The 17,324-nt window shown below is 70.1% G+C and carries 11 protein-coding genes; 4 read left to right on the forward strand and 7 right to left on the reverse strand.

The features are described from left to right. Window positions 1–25: 25 nt before the first annotated feature. Window positions 26–4,381 (reverse strand): carbohydrate binding domain-containing protein, encoded by a 4,356-nt coding sequence (locus NR792_RS35800; protein ID WP_375757196.1) that lies wholly within the window; start codon window positions 4,379–4,381, stop codon window positions 26–28. 180 nt (window positions 4,382–4,561) lie between these two features. Between NR792_RS35800 and NR792_RS35805 the strand changes: the two genes are divergently transcribed. Further along, the gene (locus NR792_RS35805) at window positions 4,562–7,633 is read left to right on the forward strand and encodes an aminotransferase class I/II-fold pyridoxal phosphate-dependent enzyme (RefSeq protein ID WP_375757197.1); all 3,072 of its coding nucleotides are present in this window, start codon (window positions 4,562–4,564) and stop codon (window positions 7,631–7,633) included. Between the two features lie 159 nt (window positions 7,634–7,792). Here the strand turns inward: NR792_RS35805 and NR792_RS35810 are convergent, their stop codons facing one another. Beyond that, window positions 7,793–9,166, reverse strand: coding sequence for a FadR/GntR family transcriptional regulator (locus NR792_RS35810; protein WP_375757198.1), 1,374 nt, complete (start codon window positions 9,164–9,166; stop codon window positions 7,793–7,795). 552 nt (window positions 9,167–9,718) lie between these two features. On the opposite strand from NR792_RS35810, the gene NR792_RS35815 reads away from it, so the two are divergent. Together NR792_RS35815 and NR792_RS35820 are read left to right on the forward strand one after the other, a co-directional pair. Beyond that, window positions 9,719–10,945 (forward strand): acetamidase/formamidase family protein, encoded by a 1,227-nt coding sequence (locus NR792_RS35815; RefSeq protein WP_375757199.1) that lies wholly within the window; start codon window positions 9,719–9,721, stop codon window positions 10,943–10,945. A gap of 151 nt (window positions 10,946–11,096) precedes the next feature. Further along, complete coding sequence (locus tag NR792_RS35820; protein ID WP_375757200.1) at window positions 11,097–11,681, forward strand: SRPBCC family protein; 585 nt, start codon at window positions 11,097–11,099, stop codon at window positions 11,679–11,681. Window positions 11,682–11,691: 10 nt separating this feature from the next. Here the strand turns inward: NR792_RS35820 and NR792_RS35825 are convergent, their stop codons facing one another. The 4 genes from NR792_RS35825 to NR792_RS35840 all read right to left on the reverse strand — a co-directional run bounded on the left by NR792_RS35825 (window position 11,692) and on the right by NR792_RS35840 (window position 15,146). Next, on the reverse strand, window positions 11,692–12,918 hold the full coding sequence (locus tag NR792_RS35825; RefSeq protein ID WP_375757201.1) for a serine hydrolase domain-containing protein: 1,227 nt from the start codon (window positions 12,916–12,918) through the stop codon (window positions 11,692–11,694). A 24-nt stretch (window positions 12,919–12,942) separates the two neighbouring features. Beyond that, window positions 12,943–13,572: a 2OG-Fe(II) oxygenase gene (locus NR792_RS35830; RefSeq protein WP_375757202.1), complete on the reverse strand. Its 630-nt coding sequence runs from the start codon at window positions 13,570–13,572 to the stop codon at window positions 12,943–12,945. Between the two features lie 73 nt (window positions 13,573–13,645). Then, window positions 13,646–14,584, reverse strand: coding sequence for a RimK family alpha-L-glutamate ligase (locus tag NR792_RS35835; protein WP_375757203.1), 939 nt, complete (start codon window positions 14,582–14,584; stop codon window positions 13,646–13,648). Between the two features lie 28 nt (window positions 14,585–14,612). Then, a complete protein-coding gene (locus tag NR792_RS35840) occupies window positions 14,613–15,146 on the reverse strand; it encodes a hypothetical protein (protein WP_375757204.1) in 534 nt (177 codons plus the stop codon). 171 nt (window positions 15,147–15,317) lie between these two features. Here NR792_RS35840 and NR792_RS35845 point away from each other — a divergent pair, with 171 nt between their 5' ends. Then, entirely contained in the window at window positions 15,318–16,661 is a 1,344-nt protein-coding gene (locus tag NR792_RS35845; RefSeq protein ID WP_375757205.1) for an erythromycin esterase family protein, read from the forward strand. Between the two features lie 202 nt (window positions 16,662–16,863). Here the strand turns inward: NR792_RS35845 and NR792_RS35850 are convergent, their stop codons facing one another. Continuing rightward, the gene (locus NR792_RS35850) at window positions 16,864–17,316 is read right to left on the reverse strand and encodes a DUF6496 domain-containing protein (RefSeq protein WP_375757206.1); all 453 of its coding nucleotides are present in this window, start codon (window positions 17,314–17,316) and stop codon (window positions 16,864–16,866) included. Window positions 17,317–17,324 lie beyond the last annotated feature (8 nt).

Consider the following 17,324-nt stretch of genomic DNA (forward strand, 5'->3'; position numbering starts at 1 on the left):
CCCGCCGCGAGGCGGCTTCCACGGCTCAGCGCCAGGTGTCGTTCACGGTCGTGCTGCCCGTGGCCGGCGTCGTCAGGGTGCGGTTGGCGCCGCTCTCCCAGGTGACGTTGTTGGCGGCGTCCTTCTTGATGAACTTGTACTCAATCGCCGTGGAGCCCGGCAGCCCGACGGCCGCGCCCCACGTGGGGTAGTTGGCCGCGGACAGCAGGACGGCGCTCGCGGGGCTCCAGCTCCCCAGCGCGGCGACGCTGCCCACCACGTACACGCTCTGCCCCATCACGGTGCTCGCCGTGACGTTGAAGGTGACCGTGGCCCCGCTGGTGGACGTGGTGACGGACAGGGCCGAGGACTGCGCGGACGCATTGCCCGCCGTGTCCCGAGCCCGCACGGTGTAGCTGTACGCCGTGCCCACCGTCAGCCCCGTGTCCGTGTAGCTGGCCGTCGTGGGCGAGCCCACCAGCGAACCATTGCGATACACGTCATAGCCCGCGATGCCGCTCGCGTCGGTGGACGCCGTCCACGTCAGCGACACGGTGGTCGCCGTCTTCGACGGAGCCGTCAGGCCCGAAGGCACCGAGGGCGCGGTGGTGTCCTGCGACGGAGCTCCCGAGGAGATGCTCCCCGCGTTGAACGTGGAGGTGCCCGCGGGGAAGAAGTAGTTGAGCCCGCCGTTGTTGTCCCACGTGCCGCTGCCGTTGTTGAAGACGGCCTCCAGCTGCGTGGCCGAGCCCAGGCTCACCGTGACCTTCGCGTAGCCCGCCACCTCCGCCGTCGCCATGGCCACGCCCGGTGACGTCGTCCACGTGCCGCCCGCGGGGCGATAGTGGAGGTACGGCGTGGCGTAGCCCTTCTTGTAATAGACGGTCGCGGAATTGCCCGTGCTGGTGGTGACGGAGAGCGCCGTGCTCGCCGCGGACGTGTTGCCCGCCGCGTCGCGCGCCCTCACCGTGTAGCTGTAGGCCGTGTTCGAGGACAGCCCCGTGTCCGTGTAGCTCGTCGCCGTGGGCGTGCCGACCTGCGTGCCATTGCGGAACACGAGGTAGCCCGTCACTCCCACGTTGTCCGTGGACGCGGTCCAGCTCAGCGACACCGTCGTCGCGGACTTGGACGGAGACGTGAGGCCCGAGGGCACCGAGGGCGCGGTGGTGTCACTCACCGGCCCACCCGCCGTGATGACCCCGGCGTTGAAGGTGGAGGTGCCCGTGGGGAACAGGTAGTTGCCGCCGTTGTTGTTGTCCCACGTGCCGCTGCCGTTGTTGAAGACGGCCTCCAGCTGCTGCACGGAGCCCAGGTTCACCGTGTACTTCGCGTAGCCCGCCACCTCCGCGTCCGGCATGAGCACGCCGGGGGCGGTGGTCCAGGTGCCGCCCGCGGGGCGGTAGTGGAGGTACGGCGTGGTGAAGCCCTTCTTGTAATAGACCGTCGTCGTGTACCCCAGGCCGGTGGTGACGGAGAGCGCCGCGCTGGCGGCGGAGGTGTTCCCGGCCGCATCGCGAGCCCTCACGGTGTAGCTGTATGCCGTGCTCGAGGACAGCCCCGTGTCCGTGTACGTCGTCGCCGTGGGCGCCGCCACCTGTGTGCCATTGCGGAACACGAGGTAATCACTCACCCCGTAGTTGTCCGTGGCGGCCGTCCAGCTGAGCACCACCGACGAGCTGGTGACGCCCGAGACACTCAGCCCCGTGGGCGCGGACGGCGCCGTGGTGTCCGGGGGCAGGGTGGTGACGGAGAGCGCGCTGCTCGCCGCGGACGTGTTGCCCGCCGCGTCCCGCGCCCGCACGGTGTAACTGTACGCGGTGCCCGCCGTGAGCCCGCTGTCGGTGTAGCGCGTCGCCGCGGGCGTGCCGACCTGGGTGCCATTGCGGAACACGAGGTAGCCCGTCACGCCGACGTTGTCCGAGGACGCCGTCCAGGTGAGCGTCACGGAGCGGTCCGTGCGCGTCGCCGCGAGCCCCGTGGGGACGGACGGCGCGGTGGTGTCCACGCGGAGGAACGGGTACGTGCCCGTCACCGGGCCGTTGAGGTCTTCAATGTACTTGCCGCCCTCCTGCCGGTACCTGCCCGCGCCCACGTAGACGGATTGGATCTCGCTCCGGGTGACGTTGCCGCGCGAGTCGGTGGCCTCGATGTAGTAGTCGAGCACCTGGTCGCGGTAGGCGCTCAGGTAGACGTAGTAGAGGTCGCCAATCTCCTGTGCGGCCACCTTCTGCATCACCGGCAGGTGCGCCGGCTGCCAGGCCACGCCATTCATCACCGGCCGCAACTCACGGCGCTGGAGCGGATGGTCCACCCACGCGCCCACGCGCGCCGGGTCGATGTTGGGCACGCCCGCCGCCTTCAGCGCCGCCGGGTCATAGACGCGGGGCGTGTTGTCCAGCGGGTCGATGCTCTTCGCGGCGTGCACGCGCACGCGCGCCTTGATGCTGGTGATGCCGCTGACGTCGAACGCGTAGGTGTACAGCGCGAAGGTGTTGTCGAAGTGGTGCAGCGTCCACCCTTCGGACTTGTCCGTGTTGGCGCTGCCCGGGTTGTACGGCCAGCGCTGCGGCCACCAGACGGACGGGCCCGTGCGGTCCTGGGCCAGCCGGTCCTGCACGTACGGCTTGGAGAAGTAGAGCGACTGGTTGAAGGACAGCGTGGGCTTCACGTTGTCGTCCACGTTCTCGTCGTAGTAGCCGAAGCCGGAGTCCATGGCCGGCAGGAGGAAGTACCAGGCCAACTCCGCGGGGTTCGCGCCGCCCGCCCAGTCATTCGCGGCGTCGCCCTTCACCGGGAAGGACAGCATCCACGGGTTGAGCTGGTTGCCCGCGTGGGTGATTTGGGAATCCAGCGCCGTGGTGGGCTTCCAGTGGTTGGGGTGCGCGTCCAGCCAGAGCTGTTCGGACGTCTTGGCGTAGTTGAGCGCGGCCTGGAGCAGCGCGAAGTTGCGCTCCAGGTAGTGCCAGCCGTGCTCCAGCGACACCGTCATGCCCTCCTGCACGCCGCTCAGGTTCGTCTTGGGCGCCAGGTTGAGGCCGGTGGCGGAGTTGAACGCCGGGAACTGCCCCTTCCAGATGCCAAAGGGCAGCCGCCAGTGGTGCCACTGCGGGTCCGACGACGAGTCGCGCGTGTCCACCCAGGAGCCGTCCTGCACGTGCACCACGTCCGTGGAGGCGGGCGTGTGGTTGACCAGGTACTCGTCGATGCCCAGGCACTGCACGCCGCCGGTGCAGGTGACGGCGCGGCCGTTGAGCCATGTGTCGAGCGAACCCGCGCGTCCGCCCGAGTTGTCTCCGTCATGCGCGAGCACGAAGAACTGCTTCTGGGGCGTCAGCCCCTCGAAGTTGCGCAGGCCCACCACGTCCACCGTGGCCTGGCCCTCCCAACCCTCCAGCCAGGAGCCGTTCTGGTTGACGGGGATGCCCACGACGCGCGACTCGGCGCCCGTGGCCGGGTCCACGTAGCGCACCCAGTGCGGCGTGGAGGCGAAGGGGTACTTGTTGCGGATGACCTGCTGCTCGTGCGCCATGGGCTCGCTCACCCAGGCGCCCACGGTGCTGGTGTTCTGCAGGTCCGCGCGGTTGGGCGGCGACACCAGCGTGTCGGAGCCCGGGTCGTTGAGGAACGGGTAGTCCTTCAGCGTGCGGGAGAAGTGGTTGTCACCAATGACGGACCACTTCACGCCCAGCTTCGCCAGCGTGGGGATGAGCCGCTCGGAGAAGCCCAGCTCCGTGGGGAAGAAGCCCTTGGAGGACGTGAAGCCGCTGCCCAGGAAGTACGACTGGGACAGCGTGGCGCTCTGGTAGATGAGGTCCTTGAGGAAGTAGTCCGGCCCCACCAGCGGGCCCATGGAGTGGTGGCCCGTGAAGTGGATGAGGTCCAGCGAGCGGTTGCCCGCGGGCGTGCGCAGGTTGGCGTAGCGGTCCCGCCAGGTCGCGCCCCAGTTGGCGTTGTCGTAGCCGGTGACGTTCCTGCGGGTGACCAGGTCGTTGACGTTGTTCACCACCGCGCCGGACATGGTGACGTGGACCTGCCCCGTGGAGGCATTGTTCTTCATGTCCGCGGCGACGTCCGGAGGCCAGAACTGATACGCGCCCACCTTCGCGTGGTGCGAGTAGTACGTCACCAGGTCGTCGTGCGGCATGGGCGCGCCCGACGGCAGGAAATAGGTGTAGTTGGCCGGCGGTGACTGTTTGATTTGAATGACCTGCCCGTCATACGCGTAGCGGATGGGGCCGCCCACCGGGGTCGCGTTGTATTGGGTCAGGTCGTAGTACGCCCAGAAGTTGGGCATGTGATTGTGATACACGTGCGCGGCGGCGATCTGCGCCTGGGCCGGCTGCGCGTGTATCAGGATGACGGCGAACACCGCGAGCAAGGCCAGTTGCGACTGTCTTTTCATGGGGCGTCCTCACCGGACGAGAGGGGCCGCCCGGTGAGCACCCTGCATACTGGCGTTTGACTCAAGTTTTCCCATGTAAACTGGGAATGACAATCTGTAAATCGATACTGCGATGCGTCAGGCTTTCGCGAAAGGCTGTCGTTGACAGAGGACAGGCGGGCCCGGACAGTCAGGCGCGCCATGGTCACCTATCCCGCGTCTCCCCGTGAAGCCTTTGTCCAGTTGCGTACGCTTTCCGAGGCGCTGGCCCGGCCGGACGCGCGTCCGCGAGCGCTGGCGGAGCTGCGCGAGCTGGCGGAGCTGTCGCGCGACCAGCCGGAGGGCGCGCCGCTGCGGCTGGCGTCGGTGGTGGTGGCGGTGGGCGCGTCCCAGGAGCGGCTGGAGCTGCTGATTCCGCCGTCCATCTTCGCGCCCGAGGCGTGGGCCTTCACCTTCCTGGAGGGACTCCTGAAGGTCCCGCTGGACGAGTACGCCGGCAAGCAGCTGGTGGAGGTGGGCTCCGGGTCCGGGTGGATCTGCATCGCGCTGGCGAAGTTCACGGGGCTCGCGCGCATCCGGGGGCTGGACCTGAACCCGCAGGCCCCGGCGGTGGGGTTGTGCAACGCGTGGCTCAACGGTGACGAGCAGCTGGTGTCGCGGCTGTCCTTTGGCGAGAGCGACCTGCTGCTCGGCCTGCCACAGAGGCCGGAGTGGGACTTCATCGTCGGGTGCATCCCGCAGGTGCTGCGCGGCGACGAGCTGCCCGCGGAGCTGGCGCAGGCGGATGAGCAGGCGCTGTTGGACTTGTCCAACTACACCTCGTTGCAGAACGTCTACGAGGACCACTTCGGCCTGGGGCTCATCGCGCGGCTGCTCAACGAGGCGCCGGAGCGGCTGCTGCCCGGGGGACGGCTGCTCCTGAACCTGGCGGGCCGTCCGGGGCGGGCCATCATCGCGCGCATGTTCACCCGGCGAGGCTTCACCACCCGGGTGCGCGTGGCGCGGCGGGTGATGCAGGCGGCGGACACGGACATCCGGCCCCTGGTGTCCCTGGAGCAGCGCACCGGGCGGGAGTTCGAGTTCTTCATGGAGGCCCACAGCCCGGAGCCCCTGCGCGCGGCGACGGCGCTGGGCTGGCTCCAGTCAGGCCATCCCATCTGGCACGAGGTGGCGGTATGGGAAGCCCACCTGTCGCTGCCCCGGGAGACGCTGGCCCTGCGCGCCGCGCTGCGCGCCCTGGGCATCGCGCCGCTCCAGGAGGAGCTGGACCTGGGGGCCGTGTCCGCGGAGCAGCTGGGCTTCGTCACGGCGCTCGCGGAGCGGCTGTCCCAGGCGCCCTTCCTGCCCTACGCGCACGAGGCCGGGGACGCGTCCTTCCGCAGGCTGGTGGCCCGCTACCTGGACCGCCACTTCGGCCTGAGGCTGTCGGAGGACTCGCTGTTCGTCGCGCCGGAGCGGGAGCAGGCCGTCTATTCCTTCCTGCTCGCCACGTGTGACCCCGGGGACACGGTGCTGGTGTCGCGCAGCCTGCACCCGCTCTACGCCCGCGCGCTGGACAAGGCGGGCGTGCGCGCCACCGTGACGCACAACACGCTGGGGGAAATTCGCCGCCTGCTCACCGCCTTCGACGTGAAGGCCGTGCTCCTGACGGTGGAGCCGGGCGAGCGCACCAACCTGGCGGTGCTGCGAGACATCGTGGCGGAGGCCGCGCGACGGGGCATCTGGGTGGTGCTGGACGAGAGCGCCTTCTTCAACATCACCGGCGAGGTGGAGCCGCGCACCCTCTTCGAGTTCCTCGCGCGCACGCAGCACGCGCCCAACCTGGTCATCCTGTACGGCCTCATCAAGAACGCGGTGTGGCCGGACCTGGAGTTGACGCTGCTGCTCCCCGTGCCGGAGCCGCTGCGCGCGGACCTGGAGGTGGCCGCGGAGGTGACGTACTCGCGCATCAGCGTCCTGGCGGAGTGGTTCTACGAGCGCACCTTCTCGGAGCTGCTCGCCTTCCGCATGGCCTTCGCGGAGCCGGAGCCGCCCTCGCCGCACCGGTTGCCGGAGGTGCCGCTGCCCCGCTCGCGGCGCATCGAGCGGCTGGCGGAGCTGCCCGCGTTCGCGCCGAAGTTCTTCCGCGAGGACGACCCGGAGCTCGTGCGCCTGGACTACGGAGAGAACGAGGGCCCGCTGCCGCTGCCGCTGGTGGAGGGGCTCATCGCGGCGGGCGTCGCGCCGCGCGCGGAAGCAACGCAGACGGGGCTGGCCGAGGCCGTGGCGGCCTTCCTGCTGGAGACGCGAGGGGCCCGCTATGCCCCCGAGGACGTCGTCGTGGCCCCGGGGGTCTGGCCGCTCATGCACCACCTGGGAGTGGCGCTGCGCCAGCGGCTGGGCCGGGCGCCGCGCGTGTTCCTGGTGACGCCCTGCTACGGAGTGCTCGCGCCCACGTTCCTCGCGGCGGGATGCGAGGTGGAGTCCGGGCCGCTGGGCGCGCTGCTGGCACGCCGCACGCGAGGCGGGACGCCGGACGCGGTGGTGCTGTCGCAGCCGGCGAACCCCACGGGCCACTACCTGTCGCACGAGGAGTTGATGGCGCTGGCGACGTTCGTGGTGGAGCAGCGCTGCCTCTGGGTATCGGATGAAATCTTCGGCCTGGTGAACCTCACCAATCCCACGGCGGAGACGGTGCACAGCCCGGTGACCCTGGAGGGCGCGGTGCCGGGCATCGGCGCGCGGACGGTGCTGCTGGGTGGGCTGTCCAAGGAGTTCGCGGCCGGCGGCCTGCGGGTGGGCTGGGTGGCCACGAAGGACCGGGCGCTGGTGGCGGCGCTGCGCGACAGCGCTCCGGGCGTGCTGCACACGCCCACCGCGCGCGCGGCGGCGTACCTGTACGCGGCCCATGCACGGGGGCCGGATGGACAGTTGCTCTATGCCGCGCGGCACAAGGCGCTGAGGAGCTACCTGGCGCGGATGCGGCGCGACCTCGCGGAGAAGCGCGCGCTGCTGGCGGAGGCGCTGCCCGACGACGGCCGCGCGGAGGCCACCGAGGCGGGCGGCCTGTTCCTCGCGCCGCCGATGACGGCGTGGCTGGGGCGCTCGGTGGATGGCGTGAAGCTCACGCCGGAGAACCTGCCGCGCATCGTCTACGAGCACACGCATGTGGTGCTCAACGGCGGAGCGTGGTGCGGCGACCCGGAGCGTGTACGCGCGGTGTTCTCCATTCCCCGCGAGAAGCTGTTGAAGGCCCGCGACCGCCTGCGGGCCTTCGGTCAGCGGCTGCGCTGACGGAGACAGCGCGGCTTCAACGATGACGAAAGAGTCCGCGCACACGGAGGCGCCGACGCACCCGTGGAGGCGGCAGGGACATGGAGCCCACCGGTTCGACAGTGAGCGAGGGCGGGTAGGCCTGGAGGGCACGAAGCGGTCCGTCCTCCTTGCACACCGTCACGCGGGTTTGTCCGCGGAGTCCGGAGGGAGGAGCCCCGGACTGGAAGCTCCCTCCGAAGTCGAAGCGTCCCAACCTATCCAACAGTCAGACAGGTCGCCCAATGCGGCTCCCGTCACGTCCTCCCCGGAGGACTTCCCACCGGGCTCGCAGGGGATGAGCCCGTGGGAGGCTGGAGATATCAGCGCCTCGCTATCGGTCGCCGCCGGGCAGGTCAGTTCATGGGGACAGGGCTCGACCCTGAGCACCTCGGTGTCCTCGGCGACTGACGCGAACCGACCGAGGCGGTGGTCCCCCACACAGGGGCGCGCCTCCAGCGCATCGTCCTGCTCGGGGGCTGACGCGCGAGCATTGATGCCGCGCTCCTCTACGCAGGCGCGTACTTTCAGTTCGTCGCCCTGCTGGAGGTCTGACGCGCGAGCATCAAGGCCACGCTCCGCAATGTTGGGGCGTGTCTCCGGCGTGTTGCCCTGCTGGAGGTCTGACGCACGAGTATCAAGGCTACGCGCCTCCACGCAGGAGTGTGCCTCCGGCGCATCGCCCTGCTGGATGTCTGACGCGCGAGCATCGAGGCCATGCACCTCCACGCAGGAGCGTGCCTCTAGCGCATCGTCGTGCGCGGTGGCTGGCGCGGAGTCTTCGAGCAGGCTCTCCTCCGCGCTGTGGACTTCGGGGGACGCATGCTCCTGGGGGACGGGGGCGAAAGCGTCCAGCACACCCTCATCGCACGCCTTCAGCAGCGCCGGCAGTTGGTGCGTCAGCGCCCGCGCGTCGCGCTCGCTCAGGGCATGCATCGCGCACATGGCCCATTCGCGCAGCGACTCTCCGCCCATGAAGGACAGCATCCGGGCCGCGTTGCCCCTCAGGGCCCGTTGCAGAGACTGAATGAGGAGCAGGTGCCCGGGACGGGCCGCCGCATGGGCCGCCAGCCGCAGCAACTCGAACTCCAGCTGCGCGCAGCGCTCCCCTGGATGCCAGTGCGCCGCGTCCCAGAGGGCGTAGCAGGTGGCCTCCAACTGGCTCACCTGCGCCTCGGAGGCCTTCGCGCAGCAGTCCGCCAGCAGCTCCACCAGCACCTGCCGCTTGAGGCTGAAGAAGCCCTCCAGCAGCCGTCGGCCTTCCTCGGAGTGCCGGTGATGCAGCGCCAGGCCCAGATTCTCCAGCGTCAGCGATTCATCCAGCGCCACGGCTCGCGTCTTGCGTCCGGAGCGCTGCACCACCAGCCCCCGCGCCGCCAGCCGCCGCAGCGCCTCGCGCACGGTGCCCCGGCAGCAGTCGAACTCACGCGCCAGCTTCTCTTCCGAGCCGAACTGCCCCCTTGGCAGCATCCCCAGCGCAATCGCGCGCTCGAGTTGCGCCTCCACGTACGCCACGAGTCCTCTCCTCACCATCGCCGCCACCCTTCTCGCCCAAGCCACGCCCATCCAACCAGATGGGTCTGACATGGACGCGAAGGCCCACCGTCCTCGTCACCTGCCGGGACAGCGCGCCCCCGGGGCCCCTGCGGCAAAAACCTGTCCGACAGTCGGACAGGTTTGCGCAAAGCGCTCCCGGCGGGCGCCCCTGCCCGTGGTCCCACCTTGAGGCGTTCGCTTCAGTGCCACGTCGCGGTCCAACGCCGCGCTCCGTGTGGCGCGTGTCCTCGCGGAGAACTTCGGGTCGCAGGGAATGTTGAGGCGCTTCTGGCGACATGGTGGCGAGCGGGCGGGCTCCACTTCGCGGGGCGCCGTGTACGGACCGGCTCCGAACGGCGGAGTCGTCCTCCGTGGCCGGAGCCTTGGCGCTCCAGGGGGTATCCCTCGGTGCTTCAGGTCCTCGCGCGTCGAGGCCCTTCCTCTACACTGCTCCGCCCCATGCTCCGCTCCCTCTCTGTCCTCCTCTGCTGTCTTCCGGCCAGTGCGCTCGCGGCCTCCGAGTCCTGGCTCGTGACGACCGACCTGTGGGGCAACCCCGCCTATCAACTGCTCACCCTGGAGCGCGACGGGAAGCGGCTCTCCGGGGAACTGGACGGGGATGCGCTGAAAGGGGAGCGCACGGGCAACGCCGTCCACTTCGTCGTCACGGATTCGCGTCAACAGACCTACGTCTTCGACGGCAAGGTGAATGGTGAATCGCTTCGAGGCACCGCGGACTACCCCGACAGCAACAACCCGAAGGCGCGGGTGCCACACGCCTTCACGGCCCGGTTGCTTCCCGTGCGTCCCGCTGGGGCTCCGCGCGTGCACGACTTCACACCCACCTCGTGGTCCAACGAGTTCACCGCGCACCGTGCGCCGGTGCTGACGGTCTGGCCGGGCGACACGGTGCGGACCTCCACGCTCGACTCCGGTGGCATGGACGCGAAGGGCGTCACCCGCGCCCTCTTCGGCAATCCGCAGACGGGGCCGTTCTTCATCGCCACCGCGAACCCGGGCGACACGCTGGCCATCCGCATCCGCCGCCTCAAGCTGAACCGCACGTTCGCGGACAGCCTGGACAGCATCGTGGGTCGCGCCCTCACGACGGGCCTCGCCGCGAAGGCGACGGAGCTGGGCAAGCCCGTGCGCTGGAGGCTCGACCCCGAGCGTGGCGTGGCGGCCCCGGAGACTCCGACGGAACGCCTGAAGACCTTCACCGTGCCGCTGCGGCCCATGCTGGGCGGCCTGGCGGTGGCGCCCGGCTTCGGCGCCGCGCCCCTGTCCACCGGCGACACGGGCCGCTACGGCGGCAACATGGACTTCAACGAAGTCGTGGAGGGCAACACCGTCTACCTGCCCGTGGCTCAGCCCGGGGCGCTCCTGTACCTGGGGGACGCGCACGCCGCGCAGGGCGATGGCGAGACGTCGCAGTACGCGCTGGAGACCTCCATGGAGGTCGAGTTCACCGTGGACGTCCTGCATGGCAAGCCGCCGCCCTCGACGCCCCGGGTGGAGTCGCCCACGCACCTGATGGCGCTGGGGCAGGGTGGTTCGCTGGATGAGGCCCTGCGCTCGGCGACGCAGGGCCTGACGCAGTGGCTGGAACAGGACTACGGGCTCACGCTGTCGGAGAGCGCGCAGGTGCTGGGCAGCTCCGTGCAGTACGTCGTCGCGAACCTCGCGGGGCGCAGCGTGGGCGTCGCCGCGAAGCTGGACAAGGCTCGGCTCCAGGCGCTCCGACCCGCGGGGAAGTGACCTTTCCTCCCGGGTGTGCCCAGGTAGGAGACTCCGCCTCCGGAAAAAGGGGGCGGAAATGCCGTGTCGATTCCGCGGCCCCTCGTTCGACGTGGAGATGAACCCTCCCGCTCACCCGGGAGCACCTCTGCCATCGAACAAGGAGCCTTCCATGCTCGCAAAGCTCGCCATCGCCGCCCTCATCCTCGTCGTCGCGCTGGGCGTCTTCGTCGCCACCCGGCCGGACCGCTTCCGCATCGAGCGCAACGCGCACGTGGCCGCGCCCCCGGCCACCGTCTTCGCGCTGATCAACGACCTGCGCCGGTTCGACACGTGGAACCCGTACCGCTCCGAGCCCGCGCCCGGCGTGACCCAGTCCTTCGCGGGGCCTGACGAAGGACCGGGCGCCAGCTTCACCTACGGCGGCGGCAAGGCCGGGGATGGCCGCATGACCATCGTGGAGAGCCAGCCCGGCGCGCGCGTCGTCCTCAAGTTGGAGTTCTTCAAGCCGTTCGAAGCCACGAACCAGGCCGTCTTCACGCTCACGCCCGAGAACGGCGGCACCCGCGTGAGCTGGAGCATGGAGGGCGAGAACACCCTGATGGGCAAGGTGATGTCGCTCGTCGTCAACATGGACACGATGCTCGGCAAGGACTTCGAGCGGGGCCTCGCGAACCTGGATGCCGCCGCGCGGAGCGGCGCCCCGTCCACCACCGCGAGTGCCCAGCCCGGCGCGACCCCCGCCCCGGCGCTCTGAGGGCCGCGCCTCAGTCCTCCAGCGCCCCGTACGCGCCCTTGGAGAACTCCATGGCCAGGGCCTCGTCGTCGGGGCCCTGCATCCTCCGCTGGATCAGCAGGAGGGCTGTCAGGTCCTGCTGGGGATCGATGAAGAACATCGGGCCGTAGCCGCCAGCCCAGCCGTAGCGACCAGCGGTAGGGGAGACGCCGTCCGGCTTCGTGGTGACGGACCCTCCGAAGCCCCACCCGGACGCGTCCCAGAAGCCGGGGAAGAAGGGTGAGGCGGCCTTCTTCTCCTCCGGAATCTGATCCGTCAGCATCGCCTGGATGCTCGCGTGGGACAGCAGGCGGGTGCCCCCGGCCTGACCGCCGCCCAGCAGCATCCGGCAGAAGGCCAGGAGGTCATCCGCCGTGGACACCAGCCCGCCCTGGCCTCCTCCCGAGAGGAAGGCGGGAGGCCGCGACCAGTAGCTGTTCGCGGGCGTGTCCCAGGCCTCCAGCCTGCCCGTGGCCGGGTCGCGAGCGTAGGCCGTCGTGAGCCGGTCGAGCTTCTCCTCGGGCACGACGAACGCGGTGTCCTTCATGCCCAGCGGCACGAAGAGCCGCTCGCGCAGGAAGTCGTCGAAGCGCATGCCTGATGCTCGCGCGACCAGCACGCCCAGGACCTCATAGCCCGTGTGATAGGCCCACCGCTCTCCGGGTTGATGGAGGAGCGGCAGTGTGCCCAGCCGGCGCATGAACTCGTCGGGCGGATCCGTGAGGGCGTGGAAGCCGGGCGCCACCCGGGCCTCGGACATGGCCCGCTGGATGGGATGTGTGCCGGGCGGCGCCATCACCGCGCCCAACCCCCAGCGCAGCGTGAGCAGGTCGCGCACGGTGATGGCGCGCTTCGCGGGAACGGTGTCGTCGAGCGGGCCATCGGGCCTGCGCAGGACGCGGCGGTTCGCCAGCTCCGGCAGCCACGGATCCACGGCGCCGTCGAGCGACAGCTTCCCTTCCTCCACGAGCATCAGCGTGGCCACCGCCGTGATGGGCTTGGCCATGGACGCGAGGCGGAAGAGGCTGTCCCGCCTCATGGGCGGACCCGGGGCGAGGTCCTTCGTTCCAAGCGCGTCGACGTGCACGGTGTCCCCGCGCGCCACCAGCGCGACGAGGCCGGGCAGCTCTCCTCGCTCGACGTGGCCGCGCAGGGCGGACGTCAGGTTGGCGAGCCGTGTCTGGGAAAGACCGCGAAGCGCTTTGCCATGGTTGGACATGCGCTCGAGTGTAGCCCCGGGCGCTCAGCGCTTCGCGAGGATGAAGGCAGTGACGGAGTAGCGCTGGTGGCCTTGCGCCGCGGTTGTCCACTCCGTCACGCGGTGGGGGGCGCCCCTCGCGCGGAAGATGAACACCGAGTTGAAGAGCGGCGGGACGCGCATCAGGTCCGCGTCCGCTTCCGGATGCCGGAAGGTGAGGACTCCGCCGAAGCGGTCCTCCCAGGGGCGCGTGAAGTTGTAGACGACGGCGAGCCCTTCCTCGTCCGTGTCCCGGTGCTCGGGGAAGTGCTCGCCCACCTCCATGCGCGACACCTGCACCTGCCGGGTCTCCAGGGGCTCGGGCCAGCCCACCAGCGCGGCGTGGAAGGCCGCGCCGTCCCCACTCTTGAGCCACGCGCAGAAGTCCGTCAGGGCGGAGGGCGCCTGCTGGTCCAGCGGCGCGATGTGCAGGGCATAGGCGCCGTGGTGGTGGCGCACGAAGCGCGCGTCGCGCAGGGCCTGGTGCATCGCCTCGGCGCGCTCGGGGACGAGGACGTCCCGGAGACAGACGTGCAGCACCCGGCCACCTGCGGCGAACTCCCGGCGGATGGCTGCGTGCAGTGTCTCGGACGGGGACGCGAGCCGCGTCCAGGCGGTCGCGGACGGCGGGAACACCTCCGGCTTCGGAGGGTGGACGGGGCCGAAGATGCTGTCGGCGAAGTCCGCGATGAAGAACCCGCTCGGACGCTCAGGCCTTGGAGACGAGGTAGCTGGCGAGCCGGGTGATGACTTTGCCGTCGCGCGGATCATCGAAGAAGGAGATGGCGGGAGTGGGGTTGAATTCAAGCGCCACGAAGGCGCCCTCGGGCGTGCGCCGCAGGTCCACCGCCGTGAAGACCATGCCCAGCGCCCTGGCTCCCTTGAGGCACACCGCCCAGGCTTCCTTCGGCAGGCGGGCGGGCTTCACCCGGTGCAGGTTCTGCCGTGCGTCCACCACGCCGTCGGTGGGAATGTGGAAGGCGGCCACGGGCTCGCCGTCGAGCACGTAGGCGCGGAACTCGTCGCCGATGACCTGCTCCTGGAACAGCACGGGGCAGTTGGCGAGCAGCTGGAGCCGTTCGTCGGTGAGGTCCGCTTCCTCCACCTTGCGCACCAGCGCGCCGCCGCCCAGGGGCTTGTAGATGACGGACCCGTGGCGCGCGACGAACTCGCGCACCGCGTCCGGTGACGCGGTGGCCAGGCTGCTGGGGACGGGGATGCGGTGACGGCGCAGCAGGGCCAGCTGGTGCAGCTTCAGGTAGTGCAGCTCCACCGCCTCCAGCGGATTGACGAACGAGCCGCCGCGCCGGTGGAGCGAGCGCAGCACGGAGTGGAGGAACGACTGGCGCTCCCGCTCCGCCAGGTACTGCTCCTGCCAGCGCGGGAAGTTGCGCCCGGACAGGGCCTCGGCCTCGGGGACCGGGAGCGAGAGGCGCACGTTCTTGAGGTAGAAGGAGCGCAGGTCACTGAGACATTCACCGTCCCAGTGCACGTCGCCGTCCTCCCAGCTCAATGCGGCGGAGTCCGGCACCCGGTCCGTCTCCAGGACGACGGCTCGCGCGCGGCGACGCTCCACCGCTTCAGCGACGAAGCGGGTGGCGTCATCCGAACGCGAGCCGATGACCACGACCTTCTTGCGAGACGTCATGGGGACCGTGACTTCGTCCGCCGGTCGTTCAGACCGGGCTGTCCATCTTGACCTTCACGATGCCGCCATCCAGCGGCTTGAGGTCCGGCAGCTTCGAGCCACGGGTGGGGTCGTCCATCATGACCTTCACCACGCCGCTGTCCGCCGGGGGCTTGAAGCTGGGGCCGCCCGTGTTGCCCCCGCCGCGGAGGGGGTCGTCCGCGACGATCTTCACGATGACGCCGTCGTCCGGGTTCTGGATGCTCGAGCCGCCCGTGTTGCCGCCACGGAGGGGGTCGTCCGCGACGACCTTCACGATGACGCCGTCGTCCGGGTTCAGGATGCTGTCGTTCTTGCCCTTGACGAAGCTGTCCGCGAGCTCACGGGCCTTCGGGGTCAACTTCACCTGCTCGAAGGCGTCACGCACCTGGTTCTTCTGCTGGGGGCTCAGCTTGCCGGCGTCGGTGCCCTGAAGCGCCTTCTTCAGGGCCGGAGCGCCCACTGCCTTGCCGTCCGTGCTGGCCGTCTTCAGGGCGGTCTTCAGCGACGACACGAAGCCCGTGGGGGATTTGATCTGGGTCATGGGGGGAGTCCTTTGCGAGGAGTTATCGCCCCCTCCGAGCCGGGAGTTGCTTGATTCTCTGAAGGTAAGAGTTTCCGTGGAGTCCCAGGGACTTGGGCGCCGCCTGGCTGCCCGCTGCCTTCCTTCCACGCGGGGGCGACCCAACCCTTGAAGAGAACGGGAGGAGACACCATGGCGACCCAGGAGGACGCACTGCTGGTGCGAGCCATCGCGGAGACCGTGCGGCCGCTCCAGGGGACGCCGGAGGACTTCGAGACCCTGATGGAGCTGGTGGGAGACGCGCGGTGCGTGCTCATTGGCGAGGCGACCCACGGCACGCACGAGTTCTACCGGCTGCGCGCGCTCCTGACGCGGCGGCTCATCAAGGAGAAGGGCTTCACCGCCGTCGCGGTGGAGGCGGACTGGCCGGACGCGTACCGCATCAACCGCTACGTGCGCGCGATGGGCACGGACGCGGATGCGGTGGAGTCGCTCTCCGACTTCCAGCGCTTCCCCTCGTGGATGTGGCGCAACGCGGACGTGCTGGACTTCGCGGGCTGGCTGCGGACGCACAACGACCGGCGCCCGGCGCGAGAGAAGGTCGGGTTCTACGGGCTGGACCTCTACAGCCTCCATGCCTCCATGGGCTCGGTGCTGAAGTACCTGGACCAGGCGGATCCGGAGGCCGCGAAGCGCGCCCGGCACCGCTACGCGTGCTTCGAGCACTTCGGAGAGGATCCGCAGGACTACGGCCACGCCACGTCGCTGGGGCTGTCAGCGGACTGCGAGCGCCAGGTCATCGCCCAGCTCCGGGAGCTGCAGCGGGAGCGCGAGTCCCTGCTGCACCGGGACGGGCACGCGGCGGAGGACGCGCAGTTCGAGGCGGAGCAGAACGCGCGCGTCGTCCGGAACGCGGAGGAGTACTACCGGTCGATGTTCCACGGGCGCGTCTCGTCCTGGAACCTGCGCGACACGCACATGGCGGACACGCTGGACTCGCTGCTGGGCTTCCTGTCGCGGCGCTCGGGAGAGGCGCGGGTCGTGGTCTGGGCGCACAACTCCCACGTCGGGGATGCGCGCGCGACGGAGATGGGGGGCGCGGGCGAGGTGAACCTGGGGCAGCTGACGCGCCAGCGGCACCCGGGCGCGACGCGGCTCATCGGCTTCAGCACGTACCGGGGCACCGTCACCGCGGCCTCCAACTGGGGCGGGGCCGCCGAGCGGAAGAAGGTCCGCCATGGGCTGCCGCGCAGCTACGAGTCCCTCTTCCACCAGGTCGGGCTGCCGGGCTTCCTGTTGGACCTCCGCGAGCTGGGAGAGGCCGCCGGAGCCCTCCGCGAGCGGCGCCTGCAGCGGGCCATCGGCGTCATCTACCGGCCCGACACGGAGCGCATGAGCCACTACTTCCACACCCGGCTGCCGGAGCAGTTCGACGCGATGCTGCACCTCGATGAGACGCGAGCGCTCGAGCCGCTGGAGCGCACCGCCGGCTGGGAGCGCGGCGAAGCGCCGGAGACCTATCCGACGGGCCTGTAGCCTGAACGTGGTCCCCGGGGATGAGAGAAGGTGAGAGCCCCGAGGGGACTCCCCCGTCCGGGGCGCACCGCATGAACCTGTCCGACAGTCGGACAGGTCTTGGACGACCGTGGCCGCGGAAACCTGTCCGACTGTCGGACCGGTTGGGAACGCGTCGGGCGGCAGGGTGGGCGGGAGGTGGGCGGCAGGGATGTCCGGGGGCCTAACGCTTCGGCGTGGCGGTCTTCGCCTTCGCGGAAGGGGCTTGCTTGGAGGCGGCCTTCCGCTTGCGCGCGGCGGTCTTCGCCTGGGCGGACAGGGCCTGCTTGGACGCCGCCTGCCGGCCCTCGCGCTTGAGCGCGCCCAGCGTGGCCTTGCTCCGCTTCTTCGACGGCGCCCGGGGCTTGCGCTCCTGCTGGCCCACCTCCAGGTCCTGCTTCGCCGCGCGCCGCGTGCGCTCCGGGGCCTGCTCCTTCGTGGGCGCCTTCAATGGCACACCCGCGCGACGTGCCTTCGACAGGCCAATCGCGATGGCCTGCTTCGGAGAACGGGCGCCGTGCTGGCCTTCGCGGATGTGCTCCAGCTCCTCGCGCACGAACTCGCCCGCCGCGGTGCTGGGGCTCTTGCCCTCGCGCAGGTCCTTCTTCGCTCGTCCAACGGTCGCCTTGTCGGGCATGGCTTCCT

Origin of the sequence: Corallococcus exercitus (genome assembly GCF_042231735.1) — a bacterium.
Lineage (GTDB): Bacteria > Myxococcota > Myxococcia > Myxococcales > Myxococcaceae > Corallococcus > Corallococcus exercitus_B.

What these genes read in the sequence shown, in the direction of transcription:
- NR792_RS35840 (WP_375757204.1), bottom strand. Translation starts at nt 15,146, where the DNA reads ATGACCCAGATCAAATCCCCCACGGGCTTCGTGTCGTCGCTGAAGACC.
- NR792_RS35835 (WP_375757203.1), bottom strand. Translation starts at nt 14,584, where the DNA reads ATGACGTCTCGCAAGAAGGTCGTGGTCATCGGCTCGCGTTCGGATGAC.
- NR792_RS35820 (WP_375757200.1), top strand. Translation starts at nt 11,097, where the DNA reads ATGCTCGCAAAGCTCGCCATCGCCGCCCTCATCCTCGTCGTCGCGCTG.
- NR792_RS35850 (WP_375757206.1), bottom strand. Translation starts at nt 17,316, where the DNA reads ATGCCCGACAAGGCGACCGTTGGACGAGCGAAGAAGGACCTGCGCGAG.
- NR792_RS35825 (WP_375757201.1), bottom strand. Translation starts at nt 12,918, where the DNA reads ATGTCCAACCATGGCAAAGCGCTTCGCGGTCTTTCCCAGACACGGCTC.
- NR792_RS35800 (WP_375757196.1), bottom strand. Translation starts at nt 4,381, where the DNA reads ATGAAAAGACAGTCGCAACTGGCCTTGCTCGCGGTGTTCGCCGTCATC.
- NR792_RS35805 (WP_375757197.1), top strand. Translation starts at nt 4,562, where the DNA reads ATGGTCACCTATCCCGCGTCTCCCCGTGAAGCCTTTGTCCAGTTGCGT.
- NR792_RS35845 (WP_375757205.1), top strand. Translation starts at nt 15,318, where the DNA reads ATGGCGACCCAGGAGGACGCACTGCTGGTGCGAGCCATCGCGGAGACC.